This window comes from Ruegeria sp. D7 (assembly GCF_056534355.1).
The window spans coordinates 1-15039 of the sequence record NZ_JBQFPG010000003.1 but is presented as its reverse complement, the minus strand read 5'-3'; the positions used below and the strand labels follow the sequence as shown (position 1 = coordinate 15039).

The 15039-nt window shown below is 56.2% G+C and carries 16 protein-coding genes; 7 read left to right on the top strand and 9 right to left on the bottom strand.

Features of this window, described 5'->3' with window-relative positions:
- Positions 1–11: 11 nt before the first annotated feature.
- On the bottom strand, positions 12–497 hold the full coding sequence (gene bfr / locus ACRZ9U_RS05010; protein ID WP_170402188.1) for a bacterioferritin: 486 nt from the start codon (positions 495–497) through the stop codon (positions 12–14).
- Positions 445–678 carry a (2Fe-2S)-binding protein gene (locus ACRZ9U_RS05005; RefSeq protein ID WP_480735683.1) on the bottom strand — a complete coding sequence of 78 codons (234 nt, stop codon included), beginning with the start codon at positions 676–678 and terminating at the stop codon, positions 445–447. The genes bfr and ACRZ9U_RS05005 overlap by 53 nt, the downstream gene beginning before the upstream one ends.
- On the opposite strand from ACRZ9U_RS05005, the gene ACRZ9U_RS05000 reads away from it, so the two are divergent.
- On the top strand, positions 628–777 hold the full coding sequence (locus ACRZ9U_RS05000; RefSeq protein ID WP_480887202.1) for a hypothetical protein: 150 nt from the start codon (positions 628–630) through the stop codon (positions 775–777). The genes ACRZ9U_RS05005 and ACRZ9U_RS05000 overlap by 51 nt on opposite strands.
- An 89-nt stretch (positions 778–866) precedes the next feature.
- Here ACRZ9U_RS05000 and ACRZ9U_RS04995 read toward each other — a convergent pair whose 3' ends face one another.
- Positions 867–2135, bottom strand: coding sequence for an imelysin family protein (locus ACRZ9U_RS04995; RefSeq protein ID WP_170392564.1), 1269 nt, complete (start codon positions 2133–2135; stop codon positions 867–869).
- A 231-nt stretch (positions 2136–2366) separates the two neighbouring features.
- Here ACRZ9U_RS04995 and ACRZ9U_RS04990 point away from each other — a divergent pair, with 231 nt between their 5' ends.
- The gene (locus ACRZ9U_RS04990; RefSeq protein ID WP_170402185.1) at positions 2367–2906 is read left to right on the top strand and encodes a ZrgA family zinc uptake protein; all 540 of its coding nucleotides are present in this window, start codon (positions 2367–2369) and stop codon (positions 2904–2906) included.
- 34 nt (positions 2907–2940) lie between these two features.
- Here ACRZ9U_RS04990 and ACRZ9U_RS04985 read toward each other — a convergent pair whose 3' ends face one another.
- On the bottom strand, positions 2941–4260 hold the full coding sequence (locus ACRZ9U_RS04985; protein ID WP_170402182.1) for a GH1 family beta-glucosidase: 1320 nt from the start codon (positions 4258–4260) through the stop codon (positions 2941–2943).
- Between the two features lies 1 nt (position 4261).
- The gene (locus ACRZ9U_RS04980) at positions 4262–5293 is read right to left on the bottom strand and encodes a substrate-binding domain-containing protein (RefSeq protein WP_170402179.1); all 1032 of its coding nucleotides are present in this window, start codon (positions 5291–5293) and stop codon (positions 4262–4264) included.
- 214 nt (positions 5294–5507) lie between these two features.
- Between ACRZ9U_RS04980 and ACRZ9U_RS04975 the strand changes: the two genes are divergently transcribed.
- From ACRZ9U_RS04975 to ACRZ9U_RS04955, 5 genes are all read left to right on the top strand, one after another.
- Positions 5508–6863, top strand: coding sequence for an ABC transporter substrate-binding protein (locus ACRZ9U_RS04975; RefSeq protein WP_170402176.1), 1356 nt, complete (start codon positions 5508–5510; stop codon positions 6861–6863).
- 65 nt (positions 6864–6928) lie between these two features.
- Positions 6929–7936 (top strand): carbohydrate ABC transporter permease, encoded by a 1008-nt coding sequence (locus ACRZ9U_RS04970; protein ID WP_170402173.1) that lies wholly within the window; start codon positions 6929–6931, stop codon positions 7934–7936.
- A gap of 12 nt (positions 7937–7948) precedes the next feature.
- The gene (locus tag ACRZ9U_RS04965) at positions 7949–9097 is read left to right on the top strand and encodes a carbohydrate ABC transporter permease (protein ID WP_170392558.1); all 1149 of its coding nucleotides are present in this window, start codon (positions 7949–7951) and stop codon (positions 9095–9097) included.
- A gap of 9 nt (positions 9098–9106) precedes the next feature.
- On the top strand, positions 9107–10762 hold the full coding sequence (locus ACRZ9U_RS04960) for an alpha-glucosidase (protein WP_170402170.1): 1656 nt from the start codon (positions 9107–9109) through the stop codon (positions 10760–10762).
- A gap of 3 nt (positions 10763–10765) precedes the next feature.
- Positions 10766–11848 carry a sn-glycerol-3-phosphate ABC transporter ATP-binding protein UgpC gene (locus ACRZ9U_RS04955; RefSeq protein ID WP_170402167.1) on the top strand — a complete coding sequence of 361 codons (1083 nt, stop codon included), beginning with the start codon at positions 10766–10768 and terminating at the stop codon, positions 11846–11848.
- Here the strand turns inward: ACRZ9U_RS04955 and ACRZ9U_RS04950 are convergent.
- From ACRZ9U_RS04950 to ACRZ9U_RS04935, 4 genes are all read right to left on the bottom strand, one after another.
- Positions 11845–12966: an aminotransferase gene (locus ACRZ9U_RS04950; RefSeq protein ID WP_170402165.1), complete on the bottom strand. Its 1122-nt coding sequence runs from the start codon at positions 12964–12966 to the stop codon at positions 11845–11847. The genes ACRZ9U_RS04955 and ACRZ9U_RS04950 overlap by 4 nt on opposite strands.
- A gap of 107 nt (positions 12967–13073) precedes the next feature.
- Entirely contained in the window at positions 13074–14180 is a 1107-nt protein-coding gene (locus ACRZ9U_RS04945) for an enolase C-terminal domain-like protein (protein WP_170402896.1), read from the bottom strand.
- Between the two features lie 25 nt (positions 14181–14205).
- On the bottom strand, positions 14206–14784 hold the full coding sequence (locus ACRZ9U_RS04940) for a dimethylsulfonioproprionate lyase family protein (protein WP_170402162.1): 579 nt from the start codon (positions 14782–14784) through the stop codon (positions 14206–14208).
- Positions 14781–15039, bottom strand: a 259-nt coding sequence (locus ACRZ9U_RS04935; protein WP_480901338.1) for a zinc-binding dehydrogenase, incomplete at its 5' end; no start/stop codon positions are given. The genes ACRZ9U_RS04940 and ACRZ9U_RS04935, both read right to left, overlap by 4 nt.

Genomic DNA, 15039 nt, shown 5'->3' with positions numbered 1-15039 from the left:
CAAGGGCAAGCTTACTCGCCTTCGTCCATCTTGGATGCGTTAAGTTGCGCATAATTGGCTTCGCCAATCCTTTCATAAAGGTCGAGCTGCGTTTCGAGGAAGTCGATATGTCCTTCTTCGTCGCTGATTAATTCTTCGAACAGGCCCATGGACACATAGTCGCTGGCCTCGCGGCAGTATTCCCGCGCTTCGACATAAAGCGCCCGCGCGTCTTGTTCGGCGGCTAGATCGCATTCCAGTGTTTCTTTCGGGGTCTGCCCGATGCGGAGTGGGTCAAGTTTCTGCAGGTTGGGGTGGCCCTCCAGAAAGATGATCCGCTCGATCAGCTTGTCTGCATGGCCCATCTCCTCAATGGATTCCTCACGGCTTTTCTTGGCCATATGGCCAAGCCCCCAATCCTCTTGCAGGCGGTAATGTAGCCAGTACTGGCTGACCGCCGTCAGTTCATGCCGCAGTGATTTGTTGAGGTATTCTATGACCTTGGGATCGCCCTTCATGTGCTTTCTCCTGTGATACTTCGGATCGTAATGACCGAAGCTGCATGGGGACTTTAAGATTATCGTCTGCGCGCATTGTGTCTAGGAAAAGCGGCATACATCCGCCGCAATCCGCTGACTTGCCGAGGGCATGATAGATCTTGCCGGGAGTGATGATGGTCTGTGGGTCTGCCGTGCGCATCCAATCGATCGCCGCTCGGATATCGTGGTCAGAGATGTTGGTGCAATGGCAAACGATCATGGCGACTCAGTCGGGGTATGCTATTTCCTAGTGAAATAGTAGGTTATTGAGGGTGCGTCCAGTGCCAAGACGCCACACTCGATGTTGAGAAAGGCCGAGAGCACTAAAAATGCGCCCGGCCATGATGCCTATTGGAATACCGCGTCAGGGTTATCCAAGCTGTCCGAGCCTTCGAAATCGATCTGGTCAAGCTCCAGCACGGTCACGATGCGTTCGATGGTCTTGGTCTGATCGACCAGTCCATTGACGCCACCCATAATCAGCGCTTCGCCACCTTCATTGCCGCGTTCCAGCATCTGGTCATACGCAAAACCCGCTTCGGCGGTTGATTTGATACGGCCTAGCGCCAGCATGGTGTTGGCCAGCTTGGCTTTCATCTCTGTATCAAGCGTCGGATCGGCTGCGGTCACCAGATCCGATAGGGATGCACCCGAAACAGGCGTGCCATCGATGCGGGTATAGCTGCCCAAATACACATTCTGGATGCCCAGGCCGTCATAGTAATGGCTGTTATGGGTGTTGTCCGAGAAGCAGTCCTGCTCTTCCTCGGGGTCGTTCAACATCAGGCCGAGGCGCATACGCTCACCCGCCTGCTCGCCGTAGGACAGCGAACCCATGCCGGTTAGGATCGCACTAACGCCAGCAGTTTCATTTGCGGCAAGAGCGGCACGTGCGTCACCATCTTCGGCCCACTGGGCAGTCATCCATTCCAGATCACTAATCAGCAGATCGGTTGCCGCTTTCAGATATTGGGCGCGGCGATCGCAGTTGCCACCTGTACAGCCGTCACCAACTAGATAATCGGTATAAGGACGACTTCCTGCGCCCGTGCCGTGGCCGTTCAGGTCCTGACCCCACAGCAGGAATTCGATGGCGTGATAGCCGGTGGCGACGTTCGCCTCGATCCCGTCAGCCTCATGCAGCGTATCCGACAGCAGGGCAGGGGTAATTTCGCTGGCGTCGATGGTCTCGCCAGACAGATCAAAGCTGGGGTTGGCGATGACGTTCAGCGCGGCAAACTCGTTCTCATCGCTGGGGCCGCCGTAGGAGGAATCCACATAGTCTATCATGCCCTCGTCCAGAGGCCATGCGTTCACCTTGCCTTCCCAATCGTCGACGATGGCGTTTCCAAAGCGATAAACCTCGGTCTGCTGATACGGCACGCGCGCGGCGACCCATGCGGCACGTGCGGTGTTCAGAGTGGCATCGGATGGGCTAGCAATCAGGGCGTTGACGGCAGCTTGCAGATTCTTTGCTGCAATCAGACTGTCGTCATATTTGGCTTCGGCGATGTTGGAATATGTGGTCAGAACATCGGCTTTGGACGGGGCCTCGGCGACAGCTGTACTTGCGATACACAAGGTCAGGGCACTGGCCGCGTTGAACAATCTGGTCATGTGGAACACTTTTCTTTCTTAGCGGGATTCGGACCCCGGCAGGCACAGCGGGGCTGGACGGGGCAATTTCTTAGTGAAATAGTCGGCAATGTCAACCTGAGTTTTATTGTCGGGTATTATTCCTATTTCTGACTAACCATATCTGGGGAGCCCGATGCACCCGGCGAACATTGCGCTGAGGCGCAATTGTATTAAAATGCCCTACGGTTTGTTTGGTTAATGGTGAACAGAATGAAACGCGCGGCCGTTGTTCTTGCGCTAATACCAGCCGCGCTGATGGCGCAGGCAGAGACCGCCATCGAAGCGCATACTCATGGCGCGGGTCATATGGCAATTTCATTCGTTGAAACCGGATTTAGCCTGACGCTTGAAGTGCCAGGCGTAGATATTGTTGGGTTCGAACACACTGCCGAGAACGAAGATGAGAGGGCGGATGTTGCCGTCGCAATCTCGGACCTTTCTAAACCGCTTGAGATCTTTGAGGTGCCGCCTGAAGCGGGGTGTGTGACTGCAACGGCCAATGTCGCGCTTGTTGGTGATGTCTTCGTTCAGGATGAGGGGCAAGTCAGCGATAATGCCGTGCATCACACCGAATTTCAGGCCGATTATCTGGTGCAGTGTCAGGAGCCGTCGTTAGTGAATTCAATTCAGTTCACCTATTTCGAACGGTTTGCGCGCGCCGAGCGCTTGTTTGTTGAACTGACGTCATCCTCGGCCACACAGAACCTTACGGTGGAACGCCAAACGCCACATTTGAAGGTGCCAAACTGAACCGGCGTGTGCCCGCAGTAGCAAAGCTTGACGGTCAACCAGACTGATCCCGAACCAATGCGGCCTGCAACGCGCGGTAGGAGTCCTTTGGCCTTCTTTCCAGCGTCTCGAAATCTACATCGACCAGCCCGAACCGTTTTTCATATCCCAGCGCCCACTCGTAATTGTCGAGAAGGGACCAGATGAAATATCCCTTGATCGGAACGCCGTGGTCCAGGGCCTTACACACTTCGGCAAGATGCTGGTTCAAGTAGTCAATTCTGTCAGCGTCGTTTTGACGTTCTGTGCTCGCCATGCCATTTTCGGTCACGTAGATAGGCAGGTTTCCAGTATACTCTTGCGCGGTCCGGATCAGGAAACGGGACAAGGCCGCCGGATCAATCTCCCACCCCATTTGCGTTTTTGGCAAGGGGCCAGGGACGTCGGTGAAGGAAGGCCAAGACGTATCTGCGCGCGTTATCAACTTGCGCGTATAGTAATTGAGCCCACACCAATCGACAGGTGCAGCTATCGTGTCGAAATCATCCTGCCACTTGTCCGGCAGATGCGGCTCCAATCCTTCCAGAACATTTTGAGGGTAGGATTTCTTGAAAGCGCCGCCCAGGAAAAAGCGGTTGTAAATCCCGTCGTAAAGCGCCGCCGCAGTCTGTGCCTCATCGCTGTCGTCAGCAGGTTCCGCCCATTCAAGGTTGAACACTGCGCCAAGGTTCGACATGCCCAATCCGCGCATAGTTTCGATTGCGCGGCCATGGGCCAGCAATACATGATGCATCGCGCGCGCGGTTGCCCGGATGTCGCGCAAGCCGGGGGCATGTTGGCCTTCGAAATGGCTCAGCCAGCTTACACACCAAGGCTCGTTGACAGGTGCGACGCTGAACATCCGATCGCCTATGCGGCCCATGATGATCTCGGTGAAGTCTGCAAACCAATTCGCGATATCCCGGTTTCGCCAACCGCCCAGATCGGCGAGCGGTGACGGGAGTTCCCAGTGATACAGCGTTGCGCAGGGTTTGATGCCGCGTTTAAGCAGCGCATCGGTCAGGCGATCATAGAAATCCAAGCCTTGCTGATTGATCGGTCCGCGCCCTTCGGGCAGCACGCGCGCCCAACTGGTTGAAAAACGGTAACAGTCGAAGCCTGCGCCCCGGATCAGATCCAGATCCTGTTCGAACCGGTTATAGTGATCGCAGGCCAAATCTCCGTTTTCCGCATTGGCGACGTTACCTGGAGTTGCGGCGAAACTGTCCCAATGGGTCTTGCCTGCGCCCCCATTGGCGTGTCCCTCGATCTGATAGGCCGACGTCGCCACGCCAAACTGAAAATCTGGCGGGAAATCTGCGCGTTTGTACTTCATATCACATCCTTTGTGGGGCTGGCCCCGTCGAGCTGCCGACGACAAGTTCAGCCTCCAGCAAGCGCGTTTTGGGTGGGTCATCCGGAGCGTTGATCCGCTCGATCAGCATTTCGGCAGCCACCTCGCCCGCGTGTCTGACCGACGAGCGCGTTGCGGTGAAAATTGGAACATCCATACCATTGCGCATGTATGACAACTCGTCATCATGAGCGATCACCGAGATATCGCGCCCCATTTTCAGGCCGCTTTCTTCCAGTGCGCGCCGGACTCCAACCGCAGAGATAATCGAAGAGGCCAAAATTGCTGTTGGCGGGTCGTCGAGCTTCAGCATGTCGCAGGCTGTCTGATGCCCATAAATCTCGGTCATCTCAGCGCTGCGCAGTAGGTTTGGATCAGGCGCAATCCCCGCTTCTTTGAGCGCCGACAGATAGCCGTTCCTCCGCCGACGCGCGAAATCCATTTCCTCGAGCCCGTTGATCAAGGCGATGCGCCGATGGCCCAGATCGATCAAAAACCGAGTAGCGCGTTCGAATGAACGCTGGTTGTTCACATCGATCCAATCATAGGGCTCTTTGGCGTAGGTCGACCGGCCATGAACAATGAAGGGCACGCCGAGGCGCGATAATACCGAGATGCGCGGCTCTCGTACCTTGGGGCCTTGCAGGACCACGCCGTCTACGACGCCCCGATTGAACAGGCTGCGATAGGATTCTTCAATTGATGTGTCCGGCGCGTGCGTGAACATCATGTCATAATTGTTCGCCGCATAGGTTTTGGCTGCGCCTGCCACAAAATCTCCGAAAATCGGATTGACCATTTCGTGCCGGGACGAGGTGGGAATCACATGGCCGATGACCATAGACCGCCCTGTCGCCAGCCCCTTGGCGCGGCTGTTGGGGCGGTAACCATGCTTGTTCGCAGCAGCCTGAACCCGGATGCGCGTCCCTTCGCTGACCTCCGGGTAACCGTTCAGCGCGCGGCTGACGGTCGTTTGTGAAAGGCCGAGGATCTCAGAGAGTTGCTTTAGGTTCATTTCACTCAAAGCGCCTTCAAATTGATTCCCATTTGTTTTGTTGTGAAAACCTGGCTCAGTCAACATGTTTCGAGAGAATGCCTTAGAATGGCAGTTTTTTAGGGGTTTGTAGGCGAGATATTGACAGGGTCTGAATGTTAGCGGATAAAGTACGGCATCCAAAGCGCTTTGAAAACGAATCTCGTTTGCGCCGAAAATTTTGGGAGGAGAACTCATGAGACACGCACTTTATTCGGGTGCGGCGGCGATCGCTCTGCTGGCCGGGTCGGTACAAGCACAAGATTTGGTCTTCGCGCCGGGCGAGGGGCCGTTCAACTGGGACAGCTATAATGCCTGGGCCGAAAGCGCCCCGGATCTGAGCGGTCAGACGGTCACGATTTTTGGTCCGTGGCTGACCCCGGAAGACGGTTACTTCAACAACATGATTGCCTATTTCGAAGAGGCGACTGGCGCAGATGTGATCTATACCGGTTCCGACAGTTTCGAGCAGCAGATCGTTATCGATGCCGAGGCAGGATCAGCCCCCAATATCGCGGTCTTCCCGCAACCTGGTCTGGCGGCGATCATGGCATCCAAAGGGCAGCTGACACCGCTGGGTGAAGATATGGCGGCCTGGGTTGGTGACAATTATGCGGCTGGCGATTCCTGGGTTGATCTTGGCACTTACAAAGACGCCGACGGCAATGACCAGATGTATGGCTTCTTCTACAATGTGAACGTCAAGTCTCTGGTCTGGTATAACCCGGAAAACTTCGAGGATGCCGGATACGAAGTGCCGACGACCATGGAAGAACTGAAGGCCCTGACCGAGCAGATCGTCGCCGATGGCGAAACCCCGTGGTGCATTGGCCTGGGATCGGGTGCCGCCACCGGTTGGCCGGCGACCGACTGGGTTGAAGACATGATGCTGCGGACTCAGCCGCCCGAGGTTTACGACCAGTGGGTGACAAACGAGATCCCGTTTGACGATCCGCGCGTTATCGCCGCAATCGAAGAGTTTGGCTGGTTCGCGCGTGATGACGCCAAGGTCTCGGGTGGGTCAGATGCTGTCGCCTCGACTGACTTCCGCGACAGCCCCAAAGGCATGTTCTCATCGCCGCCGCAGTGCTACATGCACCGTCAGGCATCCTTCGTTCCGGCTTTCTTCCCCGAAGATGTCGAGTTCGGCCTGGATGCAGATTTCTTTTACATGCCGTCTTTCGCAGACAAGGACTTGGGTAACCCGGTTCTGGGTGGCGGTACTCTGATGGCGGTAAGCAATCCATCGGATGCGACCAGCGCGTTCATGGAGTTCCTCAAGCAACCGATTGCACATGAAGTCATGATGGCACAAACCGGATTCCTGACCCCGCATAAGGGCGTGAACACTGAAGCCTATAAGGATGATACTCTGCGCGGTCTGGGTGACATTCTACTGGGCGCGACCACCTTCCGCTTCGACGGCTCGGACCTAATGCCGGGCGCCGTGGGTGCGGGTACGTTCTGGACCGGCATGGTTGACTATACTGGCGGGAAATCCGCCGAAGAAGTCACCGGCGAAATCCAGTCATCTTGGGACGCAATCAAGTAATCCGCTGAACCTTCGGGCAACCTTTCAATCAGGTTGCCCGAAACCCTAGCAAGGGAGAGGACGCCATGAATCCGGCAATTCAGGGCCTGCTAACAATCGTAATCGGTGTGTCGGGATGCGTGGGCTATTTCTACCTGTCCAACCAATTTCTGGATAAAGTCCTGTTCCCTGCGCGTGGACCGAACGCGGGTCGCAATATCAACCGCGCGAATATGATCCGGCCCTGGCTGTTTCTGCTTCCCGCGATCCTCGCCCTTGGGGTCTATCTTGCCTATCCGGTGTTTGAGACGCTGCGCCTGTCTCTGACTGATCGCGTAGCCGGAGGCGGATATGAATGGGCGGGTTTTGACAACTATACCCAGATGGTAGCCGAGCCGAAATTCTGGGAGGCGATGCGCAACAACATGCTTTGGCTGATTGTTGTACCTGCCATGTCCACCGCATTTGGCCTGCTCGTGGCGCAGCTGACGGATCGCATCCGCTGGGGTAACGTCGCCAAGTCGTTGATCTTTATGCCGATGGCGATTTCTTTCGTTGGCGCCTCGGTAATCTGGAAACTGGTCTATGATGCGCGTCCGGCCGATCAGGATCAGATAGGCGTCCTGAACGCGATCTACATCTTCTTTGGTGGAACCGAAACGCACACCTGGTTGACCCTGCCTTTCTGGAACAATTTCTTCCTGATGATCGTTCTGGTCTGGATACAAACTGGCTTTGCCATGGTCATTCTGTCCGCCGCGCTGCGCGGCATCCCGGAAGAGACCATCGAGGCCGCCATTCTGGACGGGGCCAATCCGTTCCAGATTTTCTTCAAGATCAAAGTGCCGCAGATCAAAACCACGATCATGGTGGTCTGGACCACCATCACCATCGTGGTCCTCAAGGTCTTTGACATCGTTTTTGCGATGACCAACGGCCAGTGGGAGACGCAGGTTCTGGCCAATTACATGTACGACAAGATGTTCCGCGCCAATGACTGGGGCGTGGGATCGGCATCCGCCATGGTGATCATGTTGCTGGTGACGCCGATCCTGATCTGGAACGTGCGCAATGCGCGCAAAGAAATGCAGTAGGAGGACGGGGTTATGAGCGATATTGCAGGAACCCGCCCAGCCCTTAGATGGGTCGTTCACGCCTCGGTTGTGCTGCTTGTGGTGCTTTGGGTTTTCCCAACACTCGGTTTGTTGATCTCGTCATTCAGAACGGCGGACCAGATTTCCAGCAGCGGCTGGTGGCGGGCGCTCTTCCCGTCGGAACAGAACCTGACTCTGCGCGCGGCTGCGCCGGAAACGCAGGTTCTGCAGGATGGTCTCTATGTGATCGAAGGCAATATCTTCGATGGTGATCGGGCCTCGGACATTTCGCGATGGGGTGTGAATTCCCGTGCGATTGATGCCTTTGCTCCGGGCGAAACGGCTGAGCTTCGTCGTGGCGGGACGATCACGGTTCAGGCCAACGGTGACTATCGGATGGAAAACGCAGAAGAGTTTTCGGGCAAGCGCGGCCCTCGCGTGTTTGTGACGACTACTCTGCCGCCTGAATTCACCTTGGAAAACTATGCCCATGTTCTGTTCAACGAAAGCAGTTCCGACAGTATGGGCAAGGCGTTCTTCAATACCCTGACGGTGACGATCCCGGCGACGATTATCCCGATTCTTGTCGCAGCATTTGCGGCTTACGCGCTGGCATGGATGGATTTCCCGGGGCGTGCCCTGCTGATCGCTGCGGTGGTTGGCCTATTGGTGGTGCCATTGCAGCTGGCGCTGATCCCGTTGCTGAAACTGCATCTCAATATCGGGATCGGTAAAGGATACCTCGGGGTCTGGATGGCTCATACCGGGTTCGGGATGCCATTGGCGATCTACCTATTGCGTAACTACATGGCCGGGCTGCCTCGTGACCTGATTGAGAACGCCCGGGTAGATGGCGCAACCGAGTTTCAGATTTTTACCAAGTTGATCCTGCCGCTTAGCTTTCCGGCACTGGCATCCTTTGCGATCTTCCAGTTCCTTTGGACATGGAACGATCTGCTGGTTGCCAAAGTCTTCCTGATCGATGCCAGCGGCCAAACAACGGTAATGACCAACCGTATCGTCGAGCTGCTGGGTACGCGTGGCGGTAACTGGGAAATCTTGGCCACGGCGGCGTTTGTCTCAATCGCGGTGCCGTTGGCAGTCTTCTTTGCAATGCAAAAATATCTGGTTCGCGGCTTGCTTGCCGGTTCCGTAAAATAAGGGCGTGTGATGAACGTGCAGACCAACGCGACAGCATTCGAAAAAACCAAGTCGGCGTCAGATTGGTGGCGGGGCGGGGTGATCTATCAGATCTATCCGCGCAGCTTTCAGGACAGCAACGGTGACGGGATCGGAGACTTAAAGGGTATCACCCAGCGGCTAGGCTACATCGCCTCGCTGGGGGTTGATGCAATCTGGATTTCGCCGTTCTTCAAATCTCCGATGAAGGATTTCGGCTATGACGTCAGCGACTACCGCGATGTCGATCCGATGTTCGGTACTATGGCGGACTTCAAAGAGTTGCTAGATGAGGCCCATGCACACGGGCTGAAGGTGATGATCGATCTGGTGCTATCCCACACCTCAGATCAGCATCCATGGTTCAACGAAAGCCGCGCCAGCCGCGAGAACCCGAAATCCGATTGGTATGTCTGGGCTGATTCCAAACCCGATGGGACACCTCCGAATAACTGGCTTTCGATCTTTGGCGGCTCGGCTTGGCAGTGGGATGCGCGGCGTTTGCAGTATTATCTGCACAACTTCCTGACTTCGCAGCCAGATTTGAACTTCCATTGCATGGATGTCCAGGATGCCCTGCTGGATGTGGCGCGCTTCTGGCTGGATATGGGGGTCGACGGGTTCCGTCTGGACACCATCAATTTCTATTTCCACGACGCCCAGCTGCGTGACAATCCCGGCCTGCCGATGGATCAGAGGAACTCATCAATTGCGCCGATGGTGAACCCGTATAACCATCAGGATCACCTCTATTCCAAAAGTCAGCCCGAGAATATCGCCTTCTTAGAACGGCTGCGCGCCCTGACTGACGAATACGAGGGCCGCGCCTGTCTGGGTGAGGTCGGCGACGCGCAGCGCGGGCTTGAGATTATGGGCGAATACACCAGCGGCGACAAACGGATGCACATGTGTTATGCTTTCGAGTTCCTCGAAAAGCGGGCTTTGACGGCAGCTTACGCAAAGCAGGTTTTTGACCAGCTTGAGGACAAGGCGGGTGATGCATGGCCATGCTGGGCCTTCTCAAACCACGACGTGCAACGCCATGCTTCGCGTTGGGGTTTGGACGACGCAGCTGTCCGGCAGCACGCCGTTCTGATGATGTGCCTGCGTGGCTCAGCCTGTCTTTATCAGGGTGAGGAACTGGGTCTGCCCGAGGCAGATGTTGCGTTCGAAGATTTGCAAGACCCCTATGGCATTGAATTCTGGCCTGAATTCAAAGGTCGCGATGGCTGCCGTACTCCGATGGTCTGGGCCGCACAGGACGAACAATCCGGGTTCAGCACGAGCCGTCCCTGGTTGCCAGTCAGCGCTGCGCAGGCCGAGCGGGCGGTGGATCGGTTGGAAAAAGATCCAGCGTCGATGCTGCACCACTACCGCCATGCGATTGCATTGCGTCATGCGCACTCAGCGCTGATGTCCGGCGCGCAGACAGGGATGTCACAAGTCGGTTCGGTATTGACCTTCACCCGAGAGGATGAAGCCGAGCAGGTCTTCTGCGCCTTCAATCTGGGTGACTGTCCGGTTGACGTGACCCTGCCAGAAGGTGACTGGCAAGTGATCGGGGAGGAGTTGGGCGGCGTTCGCGGGGAAAGCAACTTGACGCTGGATGCCGCTCAATTCTGTCTATTGGCTCGGGAAAAGAGGTAAACCATGTCGGAACTCAAGCTTACGGATGTGGCCAAATCCTATGGTCCTGTCGATGTTCTGAAACATATCGATCTCGAGATCGAGCAAGGCGAACTGATTGTCTTTGTCGGCCCATCAGGTTGCGGAAAATCCACTTTGCTGAGGATGATCGCGGGCCTTGAAAAGATCACTGGCGGTACGCTTGAGATCGAAGGGCAGGTGGTGAACGATGTGCCACCTGCGCAACGCGGCATCGCGATGGTGTTCCAGTCCTATGCGCTTTACCCGCATATGACGGTGCGCGAAAACATGGCTTTCGCACTCAAGATTGCCAAGTTGCCCAGTGCTGAGGTTGATGCCGCCGTGGAGCGCGCGGCCCAGATTCTACAGCTCGAACCCCTGCTGCATCGCCTGCCCAAGGCATTGTCTGGTGGACAACGCCAGCGCGTTGCCATCGGTCGTGCCATCGTGCGCGACCCCAAAGTATATTTGTTCGACGAGCCGCTTTCGAACCTCGACGCTGCCCTGCGCGTGGCGACGCGGATCGAGATCGCACGCCTGAAAGAGGCGATGCCCGACAGCACGATGATTTACGTCACCCACGATCAGGTCGAGGCGATGACACTCGCCAGCCGCATTGTGGTTTTGGCTAACAAGGGGATCGCGCAGGTCGGCACGCCGCTGGAACTCTACGAGACGCCAGATAACGAGTTTGTTGCGCAGTTCATCGGCTCACCAGCAATGAACCTGCTGCCCGGGACTATTACCGCGACAGGAGAGACAACGACTGTGACGCTGGATGATGGCGGCGTGGCAATCTCATCGATCCCGACGGATGCCGCTGACGAAGGCAAAAAGGTCAATATCGGTGTCCGGCCTGAGGACTTAAATATCACTGATGGAACACCAATTTATTCCGGCTTGGTGGATTTCACCGAAGCTTTGGGTGAGGTCACGCTGCTTTACTTTGCAGTCCCGGATGGACGGGAAGCCGTGATTGCAAAACTACCTGGTGTTCAGCGCAATCTGCGAGGAAAAACCGTCTCGGTCACGGCGGCACCCGAAAAGGTGCATCTGTTCCACAACGGTCAGTCGATGAGGCGCTAGTCGAGCTTCGCAAGGAAGGTGGAAACTTTTTCCAGCCCTTCGCGAATGATCGACGGAGTATTGGCGTAACCGATCCGAACACAGCCTTCGAGACCCAAGGCAGAGCCCGGTGTGAACATCACGCCGGTTTCCCGCAGCAGTTTCACACAGAACTCGCGCGTGGGCATGTCGACATCGTAATGCAAAAGTGCAGTTGTTCCTGCTTTGGGTTTGACCCAGCTGATTTTGGGCTCGCTTTCGACCCATTCTTCCAGCATGGCGAGGTTGCCGCGCGTTATGGCGTGGCTGCGCGCCAGAATCTTGTCGTGGTTTTCCAGCGCAAGCGCGGCGAAATGGTCGTCGATCATGCCGACCGAGATCGTGTCATAGTCCCGATGGATCGAAACCGCTTCGATCAATTCTGGGTTGGCCGCAATCCAACCCAGTCGCAGCCCTGCCAGCGAAAACGCCTTGGACATGCCCGCGGTTGAAATGCCTTTCTCATAAAGATCTGCAACCGCATCCGTCATGCCCGAACCTTCTTGCCCGGTACCGCGATAGACTTCATCACACAGCAACCATGCTCCAGCGGAGCGCGCGATTTCGACGATCTCAAGCAGGAATGCGCGATCCATCACCGCACCGGTTGGGTTGTTGGGGTTGTTGATGGCAATCAGTTTGGTGCCCGGAGTTACGGCGGCGCGCAGCTCCTCAAGATCGGGCAAATAAGCGTTCTCGGCCCGTAAATGGATCTGCGTCACCTCCGCGCCGATGCTGGCCGGGATAGAATAGTGTTGCTGATAGGTGGGCACGACGGCCACCACCTTGTCGCCGCGCTCGACCAGCGTTTTGTGGACCAGCATGTTGGCACCGATCGTGCCATGGGTGACGATGACATTCTCACGCTTTTGCTGGTCATATAGGTTACAAATCGCATCGCGCAGCCGGTCCGAGCCCCGGATCGCGCCATAGGTCATCTTCATCCCAAGCAATTCAGACAGATCATCCGAGTTTTTGCCGGAAAGCTTCAAAAGCTCGGCGATACTCAGGCTCTCGACGCAAGTCTCTGCAAGGTTATAGGCGCAGCGGGTTTCCCATTCATCCATCCAAATTTCGACGCCAAAGGGTTCGATCTTCATCGCGCTATCCTGTTCGACTAAGCCATCGCGCATCGTTCCCATGGCGAAGCGGCAAGGTCAACCTCGGCAGATGACCGTCATCGAACTTGCACAAGAGGCGCGTATCGTTACCGGTAGATCGCCACAGGATCACCCAACGCATCTTCATCTGGGTGAACGCCAAGGCCGGGTGTTTCGGGTAGATGCAGGTGGCCATCCACGTTTCTCGGCCCACGCCCACCGGCGATATCGACGGTGATCATGTCCTGACAGGCCCAGACAGCATGGCAATTCACATCCGGAATTGTCGCCGCCAGATGCAGCGCTTCGGTATCCGCCAGCACAGAACCACCGGTTGCCATTACAAACATGTCGATCCCATGCGCCAGCGCGACTTCGCGCATTCGGACCGCTTTGGTCAGCCCGCCGACCCGGTTGAGCTTGATGCCAAATATTTCGGCAATGCCATCGCGGGCTATGCGCGTCGCGTCCTGAAGGGTCACAAGGCTTTCATCAACGGAAACAGGCGAAGCATGTTTGCCTGAGATCGCGGCAATGTCATCCAGTGTTTCGCAAGGCTGTTCGATCATGACATTGAGGTCTTCGACCGCACTCATCACGCGTAATGCCTGCTGCCGCGACCAGCCGCGATTGACGTCATAGAGGATGATGTCTTCGGGATTGCGCAGGCTTTCCATGTCACGGATTCGGGCGATATCACGGGCCACATCGCCGCCGATTTTGACGGAATGGGCGATATAGCCGCGCTGCCGGTATCGTTCGATGACGGCGCGGGTTTCTTCGATTGTCTTGGCTCCTACGGAGGATGCGATTGGGCGCGGCGTACGCGACCCTCCCCCCATCAAATCAGCAATCGGAAGACCAGCAACCTGACCGGCTATGTCCCAGCACGCCATGTCAATCGGGCTTTTGGCGTAGAGATGTCCGGGTAGGGCCTGATCCATCGCGCGTTCAACATCCAGAACTCGCCGCGGGTCGAGGCCAAGAACAAACGGTGCCATCGTCTCGATCCCGGCCCGTATGCCGGGGCCGTGGGCGGGTACATAGGTATGCCCCCAGGGCGTGCCTTCGCCCCAACCAACAAGCCCTTTGTCGGTTTCAATCTTGACCAGCGTCGCATCCAGCTTCTCAAACTTCAATCGCCCGCCTGACAGCCAGTATGGATGCTCCAAAGGCAGGTCGATTTGAAAGACAGAAATCCCGGTAATTTTCATTTTGGCTTCACCTCGACGCAGTATGTCATGCGGCATCCATCCGGGGCAGATCATCCATTCCATCGCCCCGCCACAAGACAAAGGTCAGGATTGAATGATCGCTTGTAGTCATGGCGTGGCTTTGCCAACTTTCATGCTGGCGGGTCTGGCCCGGCCCGACAAGCTGTGCATTCCCTTCAACCTTAAAACAGGCTTCTCCAGCGAGCGTCAGGTATAGCTCTTCAGCCTGATGGCTGTGCCAGTCATACTGCAGACCTGCGCCCCAATAGGCGACATAACCGCGTAGTTGGGTCGAATGGAAATGCCCGCTGGGTCCGAACAATTCGTAATACCCGTATCGGGACAAGAAATCCGCACCGACCTCGGATTCGGAATAGGTCAGTTTCCAGTGCGCCTGCTCAGCAGTTGCTGCAATGGCCGTAACCAATGCCTGTGTTTCGGGCGTACCGCTCAGACCAAATTTGCTGACAAGCCGGGTTGCCGGAATTTGTGCGGGCTGTAAGTCCGTTCTGGATAAATCTGTTGGCCAACCCCCAAAACCCGCCAAACCCGGGTGGTTCTGATGCAATCGCCTGGCAGCCAATAAAACATCATCCAACGTCATGGGATCACCACGATGTTTCCGGTGTGTTTCTTCGCGATGAAGGCGGTTTGTGCCTCATGCAATTGGCTTAGAGGGTAGGTTGCGGCCAGGGCCGGTTTTACTTCGCCCGCTTCGATATAACGTACAAGATTTTGCATTACTTCGGGGTCGATGACGGTCGAGCCTGTAAAGGTCAGATCGCGCAAGTAGAACGTCCGCAAATCGAACTCCACCATAGGGCCCGCTATGGCGCCCGAGCAGGTACAGCGTCCGCCG

What these genes read in the sequence shown, in the direction of transcription:
- bfr (WP_170402188.1), bottom strand. Translation starts at nt 497, where the DNA reads ATGAAGGGCGATCCCAAGGTCATAGAATACCTCAACAAATCACTGCGG.
- ACRZ9U_RS05000 (WP_480887202.1), top strand. Translation starts at nt 628, where the DNA reads ATGATAGATCTTGCCGGGAGTGATGATGGTCTGTGGGTCTGCCGTGCG.
- ACRZ9U_RS05005 (WP_480735683.1), bottom strand. Translation starts at nt 678, where the DNA reads ATGCGCACGGCAGACCCACAGACCATCATCACTCCCGGCAAGATCTAT.
- ACRZ9U_RS04995 (WP_170392564.1), bottom strand. Translation starts at nt 2,135, where the DNA reads ATGACCAGATTGTTCAACGCGGCCAGTGCCCTGACCTTGTGTATCGCA.
- ACRZ9U_RS04990 (WP_170402185.1), top strand. Translation starts at nt 2,367, where the DNA reads ATGAAACGCGCGGCCGTTGTTCTTGCGCTAATACCAGCCGCGCTGATG.
- ACRZ9U_RS04985 (WP_170402182.1), bottom strand. Translation starts at nt 4,260, where the DNA reads ATGAAGTACAAACGCGCAGATTTCCCGCCAGATTTTCAGTTTGGCGTG.
- ACRZ9U_RS04980 (WP_170402179.1), bottom strand. Translation starts at nt 5,293, where the DNA reads ATGAACCTAAAGCAACTCTCTGAGATCCTCGGCCTTTCACAAACGACC.
- ACRZ9U_RS04975 (WP_170402176.1), top strand. Translation starts at nt 5,508, where the DNA reads ATGAGACACGCACTTTATTCGGGTGCGGCGGCGATCGCTCTGCTGGCC.
- ACRZ9U_RS04970 (WP_170402173.1), top strand. Translation starts at nt 6,929, where the DNA reads ATGAATCCGGCAATTCAGGGCCTGCTAACAATCGTAATCGGTGTGTCG.
- ACRZ9U_RS04965 (WP_170392558.1), top strand. Translation starts at nt 7,949, where the DNA reads ATGAGCGATATTGCAGGAACCCGCCCAGCCCTTAGATGGGTCGTTCAC.
- ACRZ9U_RS04960 (WP_170402170.1), top strand. Translation starts at nt 9,107, where the DNA reads ATGAACGTGCAGACCAACGCGACAGCATTCGAAAAAACCAAGTCGGCG.
- ACRZ9U_RS04955 (WP_170402167.1), top strand. Translation starts at nt 10,766, where the DNA reads ATGTCGGAACTCAAGCTTACGGATGTGGCCAAATCCTATGGTCCTGTC.
- ACRZ9U_RS04950 (WP_170402165.1), bottom strand. Translation starts at nt 12,966, where the DNA reads ATGAAGATCGAACCCTTTGGCGTCGAAATTTGGATGGATGAATGGGAA.
- ACRZ9U_RS04945 (WP_170402896.1), bottom strand. Translation starts at nt 14,180, where the DNA reads ATGAAAATTACCGGGATTTCTGTCTTTCAAATCGACCTGCCTTTGGAG.
- ACRZ9U_RS04940 (WP_170402162.1), bottom strand. Translation starts at nt 14,784, where the DNA reads ATGACGTTGGATGATGTTTTATTGGCTGCCAGGCGATTGCATCAGAAC.